We start from the raw sequence: 14,421 nt of genomic DNA on the forward strand, positions 1-14,421 counted from the left end.
TTCGACGTGTACCGGTGATGTGCGTGCCCGGGGCGGTGCTGTCTCAGCCCTTCACGGCGCCGGTGAGGACGCCCTTGGTGAGATGGCGTTGCACCAGGGGGTAGGCCAGCAGAATCGGGACGATCGCGATCAGCACCACGGCCATCTGCACCGACTGCGCGGGCGGGGCCGCCTGGTCACCGCCGGAGTCGACGAGGGCCGAGCCCTGGAGCACGTAGGTCCGCAGCACCAGTTGCAGGGGCCACTTCGTGCTGTCGTTCAGATAGATCAGGGCGTTGAAGAAGGCGTTCCAGTAGCTCACCGAGTAGAACAGGCCGACCACGGCGACCACCGCGCGGGACAGGGGCAGGCTGATGTGCCACAGGATGCGGAACTCCCCGGCGCCGTCGATCTTCGCGCTGTCGATGAGTTCCTGCGGTATCCCCATCATGAAGCCGCGGACGACGATCATGTTGAACACGCTGAAGGCGGTGGGGAGTACGAGCGCCCAGTAGCTGTCCAGCAGGCCGAGTTCCTTCACCGTCAGGTACAGCGGGATCATCCCGGGCGTGAAGAGGAACGTGACGAGGACGAAGGTCAGCAACGGTCGCTGGAAGAGGGCGCCGCGACGGCTCAGCGCGTACGCCGCGAGCACGGTCGCTGTCAGGCTGATCGCCGTGCCGGCCAGGGTGACCAGTGTCGACACCACGACGGCCCGGGTGACGACGCCGCCTTCGAAGACCTGGGTGTACGCGTCGAGTGTGAAGGAGTCGGGCCAGAGCACGAATCCGCCGGCTTCCGTGATGGACTCGCTGTCGGACACGCTGGTCGAGAAGACGATCAGGAAGGGGAAGAGGACCAGGGCGAGTGCCAGCACGACCGCGAGTGCTTTCAGCGCGAGCGCGACGGGCTTCGGTTTGCCCTGCCAGGCGGGGCGGACGATGGTGCTCATGACCGTGAATACACTCCTTGCTCGCCGAGGCGGTGCGCGGCCTTGTTCGCCGCGAGAATGAGGAGGAATCCGACGGCTCCCTTGATCAGGCCGACCGCGATTCCCACGCTCCAGTTGCCGTCGATCACGCCGTGGAAGTAGACGTAGGTGTCGAGGACTTCTGCCGTGTCGGCGCCCACGGCGTTGCGCTGGAGCAGGATCTGCTCGAATCCGACGTTGAGTGCCTCGCCGAGCCGCAGGATCAGGAGCAGGACGATGATCGGCCGGATCCCGGGGAGTGTGATGTGCCAGAAGCGCCGCCATGTTCCCGCGCCGTCGATGGCCGCCGCCTCGTACAGGGAGTCGTCGATCGCCGCGAGCGCGGCGAGGAAGATGATCGCGCCCCAGCCCGCGTCCTTCCAGACGACCTGCGCGGTGAGCAGGAGCTTGAAGGTGGAGGGGTCGGACATCACGTTGATCGTCGTCAGGTCGAGCTGCCGCAGCGTCTGGTTGAGCACGCCGCCCGAGCCGAGGGACTGCTGGAAGAAGCCGACGACGATGACCCACGACAGGAAGTGCGGCAGGTACAGCACCGACTGCACCGCCGCCCGCAGCCACGGCCAGGTGAGCGAGTGGATCAGCAGGGCGAGGGCGATGGGCACCGGGAAGTACAGCACTATCTGCAGGAACGTGATCTGCAGGGTGTTCACCGTCGCCCGCCAGAACGCCGGGTCCTCGAAGAGCACCTGGAAGTTGTGGAGGCCGACCCACGGGCTGTCGCCGATGGACATGTACGGCTGGTAGTCCATGAACGCGATGACGTTGCCCAGCAGCGGCAGGTACATGAACAACAGCAGCAGCAGGACCGCGGGCATCACCATGAACAGCAGCGGACTGTCACGACGCAACCGCGCGACGAACGACGTCTTCCGTGTCGCCGGCGCTTTCCCGGACGACCTGCTCCCCTCGGCTGAAGCAGGTGCTTCGAGCGTCGTGCCCATGTGGCTCCTTCGCCTCGACAGACGTGGCTCCACGCACTCTTGCGGTGGGCGGAGTTGGGATGGGCCGGGCTGTCCCGTACGGCGGCCGGCCGGTGCTCGTCCTGAGCGGTCTGGTCATCCTGAGTTGGCCCTACGATGACGGTCAAGTGTGAGCGATCATCCGAACATAAATCAAACATTGGGGGGCGACGATGCACCTGCACCCACGGCACGACCGCATCCTGGCGGAGCTGCGGATACACGGCAGTCTGCTGGTGACCGACTTCGCGGCGCGCGAGAACATCTCCGCCATGACGGTCCGTCGTGACCTGACCGAACTCGCCGATCGCGGGCTGCTGCGGCGTGTGCACGGCGGCGCGGTGACGGTGGAGACCGACCCCACCGGGGGCATGGTCTCCCGGCCGGTCCCGCGTACGGTCGCCGACGACGGCCGCGCGCTGTACACGCTCGGCCTGATCGTTCCCGACCCCGGCTACTACTACCCGAACATCGTCGGCGGCGTGGTGGAACGGACGACCGCGCTGGGCGGACGCGTGGTGTTGCGGGTGTCCGGGTACGACGCGGACCACGAGCGGCAGCAGATCGAGAGCCTGATCGCCGGCGGTGTCGACGGTCTGCTCGTCACCACGACCGTCGCGGACGCCTACCGGACGTTCGAACGGCTGGAGGCGGCGCCGATGCCGGTCATCGCGGTGGAGCGGGCCGTGGCCGAGGCGCCCGTCGGATACACCCTGGAGTCCGTGCGCAGCGACCACGACGCCGGTGCCGCGACCGCCGTCCGCCATCTGGCGGGTCTCGGCCACCGGCGCATCGGCGTCGCCACCTTCGACACCCCGACGACCCGTCAGCTCTTCAGCGGGCACCGGCGGACCGTGCGGCATCTGGGGCTGGCCGACGACGCGCCGGTGGAGATCATCGACGACACCTCCGGCATCGCCCGGCAGACCGGTGCCTTCCTGGACCGCTGCCGTGCCACCGGCACCACCGCGGTGCTGGTGCACTCCGACCACTACGCGCTCGACTTCGTCGCCACGGCCATGGATCTGGGTGTCTCGATTCCCGGCGATCTCTCCGTCGTGGCCTACGACGACGAGGTCGCCAAGCTCGCGACCGTACCGTTGACGGCGGTCGCACCGCCGAAACACGATGTCGGCCGGTTCGCCGCGACCGCCTGTTTCGAACGCATCTCGGCGGCGGGTCAGACGCCCTTCGCCCAACGGCACATCACCCTCGCCCCGACGCTGACCGTGCGGGATTCGTCCGCGCCGCCACGCTGAACTACGGTTGCCGTCATGTTCGTTTGATGAGCGATCGCTCTGCGGATCTTGACATCGAACATGGCCAGGGGCTGGCATGGACAGCGCTGCTCACCGCCCGCCGGAGGCCTCCCTCCGACGGGCCCCGCGACCGAGGTGGCGAGGGCCGTGCCGGCCGTTTCCGGCTGCCGATCGAGCCGCCGTCCCGGGTCCCGGCGTGTTCATGAACGGCATGAGCGGCCGGAACAGACCACTCCCGAAGGGTAGGACCCCCATGACATCGGCACCGAAGCCCGCGCCCGTATCCGGTTCGCGCCGCGCCGTCCCCGTGGCGTTCGCCATGCCCGAGGCGACCTTCCGGCGGGTCTTCAGCCGGGCCGACCTCTCGGCCCTGCACGAGTCCGGCACGGCACGGCTCCTCGCGGACCGTCCGCTGGATCCGGACGTGCCCGGGGACCTCGAACTTCTCCACGGCGTCGAGGTGCTGCTCACCGGCTGGGGCACCGCCCCGCTCGACGCCCGGCGGCTCGACCTGCTGCCCGACCTGCGAGCCGTGGTGCACTCGGCGGGCACGGTACGCCCGGTCGTCGACGACGAGGTGTGGGCGCGGGGCGTCGCGGTCACATCGAGCACCGCGGCCAATGCCGTCCCGGTCGCCGAGTACACGGTGGCGATGATCGTGCTCGCCGCGAAGCGGACGTTCACCGCGGCGGAGTCACTGCGCCGCGACGACGGGCCGGTGGACCTGGAGAAGGACTGGCCCGAGGTCGGCCTGCACGGCATCACGGTCGGGCTGATCGGCGCCTCCCGGGTCGGCCGCGCGGTCATCGAGCGGCTGCGGGACTACGACGTACGGATCGTGGTGGCCGACCCGTGTCTGGATGACGCCGAGGCCTCCGAACTCGGTGTGCAGCGAGTGGAGTTGGCGGAACTGGTCGCGTGCAGCGACATCGTCTCGCTGCACGCGCCGCTGCTGCCCGCCACCCGCGGCATGATCGACCGTACGCTGATCGAACGCCTGCGACCGGGGGCCACCTTCATCAACACCGCACGCGGTGCGATCGTCGACCAGGAGGCGCTCGCCGACCGTCTTGAACGGGGCGACGTCGCCGCGGTCCTGGACGTCACCGAGCCCGAGCACCTTCCCGCCGGCGCGCGGCTGCGCACGACGCCCAACACGTTCATCACGCCGCACATCGCGGGTTCGATGGGCAACGAGCTGAGGCGGCTGGCCGCCAACGCGATCCGCGAGACGCTCGCGTTCACGGCCACCGGCACGCTCCTGGCCCCGATCCGGCCGGAGGAGTTCGCGGTCCAGGCCTGAGCCGCCGCACGCCCGGATGGGGCGGCGCGCCACGTGAACAGCCTCCGGCGCGACGTCCGGAGGCTGTTCGGCGTTGCCGGGTCAGTGGACCGTGACGCCCCCGACGACCAGCCAGCCGCCTGCGGTGGCCTCCTTCGCGGCGAGTTCGATGCCCGGGGTGTTGCCGCGCGTGGTGTCGACGATCGCCACCCCCCACCGGTAGCCGCCCTTCGCCACCCCGGCCAGGCGCGCCCGGAACGTGTGGCTCACCACGGCTCCCTTGCGCCATGCGGACGGATCGGAGCCGCTGTCGACGAAGACGTGTGCGGCGGTGCCGTCCGCTCTCAGCAGGGCCACGGCGGGCCGGTACTTGTTCTTCCACTGGGGCAGGTCGTTGGGCAGGTTGGCCCAGCCCAGGTTGGTCCAATCGTGGCGCACCCTGGCGGTGGCGCCTGCGACGACGTGCGCCGGCGCCTTCACCGTCGTCGGGTACAGGCGGTATCCGGCTTCGGCGACGCCCTTCTTCACCAGGTCGAAGCTGCCGGTGAACCAGGACAGGGTCTCGCCGTTCCGGAAGTCCAGTGCGCTGACGTGGGCCTCCGCGGAGTCATCGAACTCCCCGTTCCGGACGTCGGCGACGGTCTCGTACCCCCGCGGGTCGACGGTGTAGTTGTGCTGTGTCGTCACCCAGCCGCCCTCCATCAGGATCGGCCGTCGGTAGCGCCACTTCTCGGCGTAGGCGCGTTCCCAGTCCCCGTAGTAGGTGGTCATGCCGAACGCGTCGTGCCGCAGCATGAATCCCCGGTCCACGGCGATGTCCAGCAGCCGCTCGCTGTCCGCGTCCGGTGCGCCCCAGTCCTTCTCGGCGCCGATGAGCCGGTGGTAGTTGATGGCGAGCGGGACGCGGGTGAACGCGGCCGCGTACAGGTCCACGATCCAGCGCAGCACCGGCTCGCGGTTCGCGTAGTCGACGTACTTCATGGTGTGGCCCTCGCCCCACTTGCCCAGGCCGTAGCCGTCGATGAAGTCGACGGTGCCGGGGTCGTTGAACCGCTTCCCGAACGCCCTTACGAAAGCGGCGTACTTCTTCTGGAACACCGGGTCGTCCGGGTAGGGGGACCACACGGTCCTGCTGCCCGTCTGCGTCTCGTAGCCGGCCGCACCGGCGTCCCGTACGAAGTCCGGTGTGAAGCCGTACGACTTGTCGCGGCTGTCCACGACCACCCGGAACGCCAGCCGCAGCCCACGCTCCCGGGCGGTGGCGATCGCGGCCTTCAGGTCCTCGTCGGTGTCCCAGCCGTAGACGCCCTCCGACGGCTCCAGCCGCGACCAGGCGATCCGCAGGTAGAACGTCGAGGCGTAGTCCGACGCGCGGACGGTGCCATCGACGCCGGGGACGCTGATGGCGTCGCGTGACGTCCAGAAGTCGTCGGGGAACGAGGTGTCCCCGTAAAGCACCCAACCGTTGAGCGGATTGCGCAGGACCGTCGAGCGGTCGGCGGTGAACACCTTCGTCGGCGCCACCCGCGCATGCCTGGCGCCGGCCGGTCCGTGAGGACGCGCGGCCGCGGTCCCGGGGAGTACGACGGCCGATGTTCCCACCGCCAGTCCCAGCCCAAGTGCGGTCCTGCGGCTGATCTTTCGCATGGGGGCAGCCATGGATCCTCTCCTCTGGAGAAACACGCGTTCGCGCTGTCACACGGAAGACTGCTCGGAACCGATGTACGCGACAAGGCCATTTCGTCGACCGCACATCGATCGCACATGAGGACGCGGCGAAGGAACCCGGAACCGGTCGGCGCCGGGCCTTGTGTCTGCCTTCGTCTCAAGCACCCGGCTCGGGAGGGAGTGCGGTGCGCCGCTCCGCGCCGCCGATGGTCACGGCACCCCGGAAGCCGTCCGGCGACATCGTCGACATCGCGTCGAGTGAGGGATTCGGGACGGGCAGCAGATGGGCATCGACCCAGGTGTCACCTGCGGTGGTGTTGGTCCATGGGTCCTCGATCACCACGGCGCCCGGCACCAGGCCGTGGCAGAGCACCCAGTGCGGTACGTCGAACCCCTGCATCTCCGCGAGCGAGACCAGGAGCAGTACGTGCTCCTGTCGGCCGAGCGCGCTCCGGATCGCCGTCATGGACAGATGATGTGAGTCGATCGGGACACCGGCCTGTCCGGCTTCCGCCCGCGACGTCTCCTGGAGCACGGCGCGCCACTCCTGTTCGTCTCCGGGTAGTGGCCGAGCAGGACGGGCCGGTCCACATCGAGGAAGACGGTGACCGGGGACGACGGCCATGCCCGGCGCACGGCGACGCCGAGTCCGACGGGTTCGCACGCGGGGAAGTTCGTCGCGTCGCGCCACAGTGTCAGCTCCGCCCGGCGGTCGAGCGATTCCTGCGGCAGCCGCCCCGCGTGCGCCTGCGCGACCAGGGCCGTGACGGCGCCGCATGTGAAGTGTGTCGTCTGGCCGTAGTACGGGGGCTCGGCGACCGCCTCGTCGTGCAGCCAGCGCACATGGCCGGCACCGGGCCCGCTCGCTGCCTCGGCGTGCGTGAGCGGCGGACTCAGGGGGACGAAGCCCTCGGTGGCGGCCTCGGGGGTCACCGTCCACCCTTCCCACTTGACCTGTGCGAGCTCGCGGTTGCGTGCGTGGGCGACCACCGCTTCGACGGCCGCCGGCACGTCGCCGACGGCATCGACGATCTTGAGATAGGCCGTGTGCGGGCGGGCCGTCACGAGTGCGGCGGCGACCCAGTCCTCGTCGTCGTCACCCGCGACGGCCACGATGTGCGGGGAGTGGGCGGAGCGGTCGACCGCACACCAGCGCTCCAGCACGTCGTGGTGTCCGAGCCGCTTCAACCGGGCCGGCAGCGCGGCGGGCTCGAACGGGACGACGGTGCTCTTCACGAGCATGTCCTGACGGGGCGGCATTCCGGCACTCCTTGGTGGGTCGCAGGGGGCGAGGGACGGGGCGTCGGCCGAGGGTCCTTGCGGCGGCGCGGACTCGGATCCGGAGGTCCGGCCGTTCGGCGGTCCGGGGGCCGGCGTACTGCGATCGGGCGCGGGCGCACCTCGATCCGCAACGCTGCGCCCGGCGTCATGCACGCGACCTTCGGAGCACCCAGATGAAGTAGGGCGCGCCGACCAGGGAAATCATGAGGCCTGCCGGCATCTGGGCAGGCGCGACGACGGTTCGGCCGAGGGCGTCGGCAACGCAGACCAGCAGCCCGCCGAACAGCATCGCGACCGGGATCACACGGCCGTGCCGGGCGCCCACCAGCGACCGGGCGAGGTGCGGGGCGACGAGCCCCATGAAGCCGACGACGCCGACCGCGATCACGCTGAGCGCCGCGAGCACCGCAGCGATCGTCAGTGCGGCGAAGCGTGTGCGTGCCGGCCCGACACCGACCACGCGCGGGGTGTCCTCGTCGACGGCGAGCAGGTCGAGCCGGTGACGCATGCCGAGCAGCACGGGGAGCGCGAGCGCCAGCGCCACCGCGACCGGTACGACGTCGGGCAGCGTGCGCCCGTAGGTCGTGCCGGAGAGCCAGGTGAAGATCCGGGGTGTGTTCCACGGATCGGTGCGCAGCAGGAGGAAGGTGGTGATGGAGCTGAGGCCGTATCCGCAGCCGATGCCGATGAGTACGAACCGGTCGGGCAGGAAGCCGCCGCGCCAGGCCAGTAGGGCGATCACTGCGAACGTGGCGAGCCCCGTCGCCACCGCCGCGGCGATGAGCAGCGGCCGTCCGCCGGACAGGCCCGACGTCACGATGCTCACTGCCCCCAGCCCGGCACCCGCCGTGATGCCGAGCACGCCCGGCTCCGCCAACGGGTTGCGGACCGCGCTCTGCACGACGCATCCGGACAGTCCGAGCGCCGCGCCGGCGAGCACCGCGGCGACCACGCGTGGGACCCGGTCGTCGAGCGCCTGGCCGATCAGGTCCGGGGCGATTCCCCTGCTCCAGAGCACGATGTCCCCCGTCCGCAGCCAGAGGCTCCCCGCGAGGGTCGCCACGAGGACCGCCGCGGCCAGGAGCACCACCGCGCCGGTCACGACGAGGAGGAACGACCGGCGCGACCGTGTGGCGACCCGTGCGCGCGGCGGTTGCCCGAGCCCGCCCGTGTCGCGCAGGCGGAGTGCGAGGACCACGATCACAACGGCGCCGAGCAGCGCCGTAGGTACGCCCGTGGGAATGGAGGCGGCCTCGCCGGCCCCCTGCACCGCGCGCAGCGACGCGTCCGCGAGCAGAATGAGCAGTGCGCCGAGCAGCCCGGACGCGGGCACCAGCAGGAGGTGCCGGCGCAGTGCCCGGACCCGTCCCGCGATCAGGCGGGCCAGGACGGGCGCGCCGAGTCCGACGAAGGCGATCGGACCCGCGAGCGTCACCGACGTGCTGGTCAGGAGCACCGCGCAGAACACGGCGATCACCCGGGTGGTACGGATCGGCACGCCGAGGGAGGACGCGGCGTCGTCGCCCAGGCCCATCACGTCCAGCTTCCTGGACAGCGCCAGGGCGACGTACAGCACCACGGCCATGAGGGGGAAGGTGCGTATCGACGCGTCGATGTTCAGCTGTGCGAGCGAGCCGCTTCCCCAGGCGAACAGGCCGGTCGTGTTCTGTTCGAACAGGATGAGCAGCATCGCGGTCGCCGAGTCCAGGGCCATCGCCATCGCCATCGCCGATCCGGCGAGGATGAGGCGCGTGCCCGTGGTGCCCGCGGCCCGGCCCGCGAGGGCCAGCACAAGTGCCGCCGCGAGCAGGCCGCCGGCGAAGGCTACGGCGCCCGACGCCCACAGGGGAACGGTGAGGCCGAAGGCCGCGACGAGGGAGAGCGTGAAGTAGGCCCCGGCCGTGACCGCGAGGGTGTCCGGGGAGGCGAGCGTGTTGCGCGTGACGGACTGCAGCAGTGCGCCGGCGGCGCCGAGGGCGAAGCCCACTGCCACGCCCGCGAGCAGGCGCGCCAGGCGCGATCCGGTGAAGATCTCGCCGACCGGTGCCCCGCCGGTGTTCTCTCCGTCCCCGGCGAAGTACCGCACCAGATCCCGGACGCCCACGCCCGACGTCCCTTGCGTCAGGTGCCACATGCCCACCAGGGCGACCGCGACGAGGAGGAGCGCCAGGACGGCCGCCCCGGCGGAGCCGCGGTCGCGACCGGTGCGCGGCTGCGGTTTCCGTCCCGGGGCCGGTGCCTGCGGGGTGCTCACCTCTCGCGGGGTGTTCACCTTTTGTGCTGTGTTCGCTTCTCGCGCTGTGTTCACTTCTTGTCGAGCACGTCGACGTACGCGTCGATCGCCTGCTCACAGGAGCGCGGACCGCCCGCGCCCCACACCCGCGCCGGGAACGCGTGCGCGCGGCCTTCCTTCACGGCCGGGAGCGACTTCCAGATCGGGTTCTTCTCCAGCGCCGCGACGTATCCTCCCGCTCCTTCGTCGTTGGCGTAGAAGAGGTTGGCCTTCCCCACGGCGGTGAGTCCCTCGGCATCGGTCTGCGCGAGGCCGTAGGAGGGATCGACTCCGCCGTTCCCGTGGGCCTTGTTGACGTCGTCGGTCCATGCGGGGGTCATGCCGAGCTCTTCGCCTATCGCGGTGAACAGGGCGCCCTTGCCGCAGGGGCGGACGGTGAGGTTGCCGCCCTGGAGCCATCCGTCGAAGAACAGGAAGTCCTTCGTCGGCAGACCGGCGGCGGTCACCTGCTTCTTGGCCGTGGCGAGGTGCTCGTCGAACTCCTTGAGCACCTGGTCGGCCCATTCGGTGCGCCCCGTCGCCTTGCCGATCATGCTGAACACGTTCTGCATGTTCTTGATCGGGTCGGCCGGATCCGCCCCCAGCGTGGCCAGCACCGGCACGCCCCGCTTCTCCAGCTTCTTGATGATCTCGTCGTCGGCCTTGAACGCCTCCACGACGACGAGGTCGGGCTTCGCCGCGAAGAGGGTGTCGAGGTCGGGCTCCTCACGGGTACCGATGTCCTTCACCCCGTCGGGCAGCTTCTCCGCGCTCACCCAGGTGCTGTACCCCTTCGCGTCGGATACCGCGACGGGGGTCACGCACAGGGTGAGCGCGTCCTCGATCTGCTGCCATTCCAGGACCGCGATCCGCTCGGCGGGCTTGTCGAGCTTCACCTGCCGGCCGACGCCGTCCTTGAAGGACACCGGTTTCGTCGATGTCGTGGTGGCGTCCCCGGCGCAGCTCTTCGACGACGGCGACGCCTCGGTGCCGGCGGCCGTGGTCTTTTCGACGCTGGTCGTGCCGCAGCCCGTTGAGGTGAGCAGGACGGCGAGCCCTGTGGCGGCTGCTGCCGCCAGGCGACGGGCACGATTCATTACGGATCCTCTTTCTGATGATTCAGTGGATTTCCGATGATTGGGTGGAGCGGTTTCTAGCGAGCCGTCGGGGCGGCCGATGCGCTGCTCCGGGGAGTGCCGCCCGAGTGGGTCGATGCGAAGACGGCCCGTGCGAGGGTCCACTTCGACCTCGACGCGAATGTCGTAGACCTCGCCGATGTTCTGTGCGGTGAGGACGTCGACGGGTGCGCCCGTCGCGTGCACACGGCCGGAGCGCATGAGGACCAGCGTGTCCGCGATCCGGGAGGCGTGGTCGAGGTCGTGCAGCACGATGCCCACCGCGACGCCGTGTTCCTCGACGAGGTCGCGCACCAGGTCGAGCGCCTCGATCTGATAGCGCAGGTCCAGATGGTTCGTCGGCTCGTCCAGCAGCACGACGCCGGTGTCCTGGGCCAGGCAGGCCGCGAGCCAGACACGCTGCATCTCCCCGCCGGAGAGTTCCCCGGCCGGCCGGTCGGCCATGTCCCGCACGCCGGTGACATCCATGGCGTGCTCGATGGCGCTCCGGTCGTCGGCCGACAGGCCGGCAAAGCCGCGTCGGTACGGGTGACGCCCGAACCCCACGACCTCCGAGACCGTCAGCCCTGTGGCGCGGGCCTCGACTGGGAGAACAGGGTGACCTCGCGCGCGAACCGGCGTGCACTGAGCAGGGCCGCCGCACGCTCGGGGTGTCCGTCGCGGGCGCCGAGCGTCACCCGGCCGTCGTCCACCGGGTGCAGTCGGGCGAGCGCGCGCAGCAGTGTGGACTTTCCGCTGCCGTTCGGTCCCACCAGAGCGGTCGCACGGCCGGGCTCCAGGGTCAGTGAGACGCCGTGGACGACCGGCGTCCCGCCGTACCGCAGCACCAGGTCATGACCGTTGAGGGTGGCTGTGGGAGTGGCGGGGTCGACGGCACGCCGAACGGCGCGCCGGGAAGAGCTTGTGAGCATCGGTGGGTCCGGATGACTGGAGGGGCAACGACTGCGGCACCCTCCGTCCGGCCGTTGCCGGCCGGGCCGCGGACTCCCCGGCATCCGGAACGGACGTACCCGGCGAGCAACAACTAAGGGTTACCTAACCAAGGGTTGACTATCTTCCGCTCGCCGTGTCGGCAATCAGGAGTTCTGGACACCCGATACGGGATTCCGGACACCGCCCGGGGATTCGTCAGCCGCGACGGAGAACGCACCAGGAGTGGTTCCCATGGCCCGGCGGAAGGCGGCGATGAAAGTACTGGGCTGTGCGTAGCCGAGCACCTCGGAGACGGTTTGCACATCGAACCCCTCGGACAGCAGGGTCAGTGCCCGGTGGGCGCGCAGCATCTGCCGCCACTGCGCGAAGGAGAGCCCCGTGGCCTGGCGGAACGCACGGGCGATCGTGCGGTCGCTGATCCCCAGGGTGCGTGCCCATTCGTCCAGCGAGCGGCAGTCGGCGGGATCATCCAGCAGGGCTTCGGCTATCGCATCGATCCGGGAGTCGCCGGGCAACTGCAACGCGAACTGGCGCTCCGACGGCTGGAGCACGTCGAACACCACCGACTCCGCCCGCGCTCTGGCCGCGGCTTCGAGATCCGTACGGGCCAGATGGGCCAGCAAGGACTCCAGTACCGGCGTCATCGCGATCGCGGTGGGCCCCTCGAACGTGAACGGCGTGCGGTCGGGAGCGAAGAAGGCGTCGTGGAACCGCACACCCGCCGTAGTCCGTCCCCCGTGCACCACTCCAGCCGGCATCCACAGCCCGTACCCCTCGGACACGGTGAAGACACGGGCCTCCACACGGGACGTCAGCGTCCCGCCGCGCACCCAGACGAGCTCGTGCAGGTGGTGCGAGTGCGGCGCCCACTCCGTCGGAACGGAGGGAACCTGTGACTCGGCGAGGATGACAAAGGGTGCCACCGCCCGCCCCGGATGCGCTGCGGCCCGGCGCACCACAGTGCTCGTTTCGCGCCGCCACATCCCGGGGCTCGTGCCATTACGGGACGATTCGGCCATACGGGCGAGTGTATCCAGGGCCTGTATCGAGGTCGCACACCCCCCGCTGCCCGGACGAAGAGCGGGACTGCGGCCGCGTCAGGTGTGAGGGACGACCACTCACGGCGGCAGGCGTTGATCTCATGCGGACTGTTGGCTCCGAGTGGCACCCCGGTCCTGTCCGGCGAAGCGACGCCGTGCGTCCTCGATCTCGTCCAGGTAGCGACGGGTCCAGGCGCACATCCCGTTGACCGTTTCCCGCAGTGCCTCGCCCGCCTCGGTGAGTCGGTAGTCCACGCGGGGCGGCACCGTCGCGTACACGGTCCTGTGCACCACTCCGTCCCGTTCCAGCCCGCGCAGTGTCTGCGTGAGCATCTTGTGGCTGATGCCCTCCACCTCGGTCCTCAGCTCGGTGAACCGCAGCGTCCGTGTCCCCAGGACGTTGATGATCAGCAGGGCCCATTTGTTGGCCACCCCCGAGAAGATCTCGCGTGCCAGGGAATCGGCGCGCATCACGTTCGCGTCCTCGGGCGCACGGCTGATCTGCTCGGTTTCCATCAGGTGCCTCTCTCACTGAAAAGTGCGTTGTTCCACGTCAGAGCTTACTCACCTACGGTTTCCCAGTAACCAAAAGAGACTATTGGGGGCACCATCATGACCATCCTCAAGACCTACGCACGCCTGTGGACCGACGACCTCGACCGTGCGCTGCCACTTCTGGAGCAGCTCACCGGCGAGCAGCCCCACCTGCGGATGACGTTCCGCACGGTCGGGCTCGGCGCGATCGGCGACTTCCTCGTCATCGCCGGGCCGGCCGAGGAACGCGCGAAGTACAGTCATGCCTCCGCCACCGTCGTTGTCGATGATCTCGACGCACTCCAGGCGACTCTGGAGTCTGCCGACGCCACCATCACCACTCCCGCGACCGACGGGCCGACGGGGCGGTTCCTCTACGCCCGCCATGCGGACGGAGCGGGTGTCGAGTATGTCGAATGGAAGACGGACCTGGTCCGCAGGATCATCCGCGCATAGCCCCATCAAGTCCACCTCGATCAGGCGGAGTTGGCCTTCGTGTTCGATCCTGCCTCAGACAGGCCGTGCGACCGTTTCGGTCGCTCCGGTTGCCGCGCGCCGGTACGGATGTTGCCACGCGCCGGTCCGGACCGACGGTCCGGCTGCCGATCGGCAGGAGCCGCGTCGACGAGCGCCTTGGTGTACGGAAGGTCATCGCCGGCCCCATCGGGTGCAGGGAGCACACCAGCGACGAGTTGAAGCACCACCGTACTGGTGAACGCTTTGGTGACATTGCCGATCCGGACATGCGCGTCGGCGCTGACCGGTCCGGCAGTGGCGCCCACGCCGGGGTGCTGGAAGCAGATGCGGCGGCGACCGAGGGCAGCACCGCGCCCGCCGTGAGTGCGGTGGCCAGGGTGAGGGTGGTGACGGCGAGGCGGATACGCATCGAGGTTCCTCCGGAGCGGCACTGGTGCTTGGCCAGGTCGCCGACTCTGCTGCGTGCAGCGGCCCTTGCCCATCAGTGATCACCCTGGTCACAGCCCTGGACGGCCCCCCGAGGGACGCGCCCCAGGTGCTGTCACCGCAGCACGCCAGGCAGGCCGGATCACGGGTGCAGCAGCCTCGGAAGCAAGTGCCCCCGTGAGTA

Annotated in this window: 11 protein-coding genes and 2 pseudogenes; 3 read left to right on the plus strand and 10 right to left on the minus strand. The window is 69.8% G+C overall.

Going from position 1 to position 14,421, the window contains the following annotated elements:
• Window positions 1-43 precede the first annotated feature (43 nt).
• Window positions 44-931: a carbohydrate ABC transporter permease gene (locus ABZ622_RS28920; RefSeq protein ID WP_360548081.1), complete on the minus strand. Its 888-nt coding sequence runs from the start codon at window positions 929-931 to the stop codon at window positions 44-46.
• Window positions 928-1,911 (minus strand): ABC transporter permease subunit, encoded by a 984-nt coding sequence (locus ABZ622_RS28925; RefSeq protein ID WP_360548083.1) that lies wholly within the window; start codon window positions 1,909-1,911, stop codon window positions 928-930. Before ABZ622_RS28925 ends, ABZ622_RS28920 begins: the two co-directional genes overlap by 4 nt.
• A 191-nt stretch (window positions 1,912-2,102) precedes the next feature.
• Here ABZ622_RS28925 and ABZ622_RS28930 point away from each other — a divergent pair, with 191 nt between their 5' ends.
• Both ABZ622_RS28930 and ABZ622_RS28935 read left to right on the plus strand, forming a co-directional pair.
• Window positions 2,103-3,188, plus strand: coding sequence for a substrate-binding domain-containing protein (locus ABZ622_RS28930; RefSeq protein WP_360548085.1), 1,086 nt, complete (start codon window positions 2,103-2,105; stop codon window positions 3,186-3,188).
• Window positions 3,189-3,441: 253 nt separating this feature from the next.
• A complete protein-coding gene (locus ABZ622_RS28935) occupies window positions 3,442-4,491 on the plus strand; it encodes a hydroxyacid dehydrogenase (RefSeq protein WP_360548087.1) in 1,050 nt (349 codons plus the stop codon).
• A gap of 81 nt (window positions 4,492-4,572) precedes the next feature.
• Here ABZ622_RS28935 and ABZ622_RS28940 read toward each other — a convergent pair whose 3' ends face one another.
• The 7 genes and pseudogenes from ABZ622_RS28940 to ABZ622_RS28970 form a co-directional block, all read right to left on the minus strand.
• Window positions 4,573-6,129 (minus strand): DUF4832 domain-containing protein, encoded by a 1,557-nt coding sequence (locus ABZ622_RS28940; RefSeq protein ID WP_360548089.1) that lies wholly within the window; start codon window positions 6,127-6,129, stop codon window positions 4,573-4,575.
• A 166-nt stretch (window positions 6,130-6,295) separates the two neighbouring features.
• Window positions 6,296-7,398 (minus strand): annotated as a pseudogene (locus ABZ622_RS28945) (peptidase C39 family protein).
• A gap of 166 nt (window positions 7,399-7,564) precedes the next feature.
• The gene (locus ABZ622_RS28950) at window positions 7,565-9,691 is read right to left on the minus strand and encodes an iron ABC transporter permease (protein ID WP_360548091.1); all 2,127 of its coding nucleotides are present in this window, start codon (window positions 9,689-9,691) and stop codon (window positions 7,565-7,567) included.
• A 32-nt stretch (window positions 9,692-9,723) separates the two neighbouring features.
• Window positions 9,724-10,788, minus strand: a complete 1,065-nt coding sequence (locus ABZ622_RS28955; RefSeq protein ID WP_360548159.1) for an iron-siderophore ABC transporter substrate-binding protein — start codon at window positions 10,786-10,788, stop codon at window positions 9,724-9,726.
• Between the two features lie 96 nt (window positions 10,789-10,884).
• A pseudogene (locus ABZ622_RS28960) lies at window positions 10,885-11,738 on the minus strand (ABC transporter ATP-binding protein); the annotation flags it as partial.
• Window positions 11,739-11,903: 165 nt separating this feature from the next.
• Window positions 11,904-12,743 (minus strand): AraC family transcriptional regulator, encoded by an 840-nt coding sequence (locus ABZ622_RS28965; RefSeq protein WP_360548161.1) that lies wholly within the window; start codon window positions 12,741-12,743, stop codon window positions 11,904-11,906.
• Window positions 12,744-12,899: 156 nt separating this feature from the next.
• Entirely contained in the window at window positions 12,900-13,316 is a 417-nt protein-coding gene (locus ABZ622_RS28970) for a helix-turn-helix domain-containing protein (protein ID WP_360548093.1), read from the minus strand.
• A gap of 96 nt (window positions 13,317-13,412) precedes the next feature.
• Between ABZ622_RS28970 and ABZ622_RS28975 the strand changes: the two genes are divergently transcribed.
• Window positions 13,413-13,790 (plus strand): VOC family protein, encoded by a 378-nt coding sequence (locus tag ABZ622_RS28975; RefSeq protein WP_360548095.1) that lies wholly within the window; start codon window positions 13,413-13,415, stop codon window positions 13,788-13,790.
• A 20-nt stretch (window positions 13,791-13,810) separates the two neighbouring features.
• Here ABZ622_RS28975 and ABZ622_RS28980 read toward each other — a convergent pair whose 3' ends face one another.
• Window positions 13,811-14,116, minus strand: coding sequence for a hypothetical protein (locus tag ABZ622_RS28980; protein ID WP_360548097.1), 306 nt, complete (start codon window positions 14,114-14,116; stop codon window positions 13,811-13,813).
• Between the last annotated feature and the right edge of the window lie 305 nt (window positions 14,117-14,421).

Source organism: Streptomyces sp. NPDC007164, assembly GCF_040634135.1.
Taxonomy (GTDB): Bacteria; Actinomycetota; Actinomycetes; order Streptomycetales; family Streptomycetaceae; genus Streptomyces; species Streptomyces sanglieri.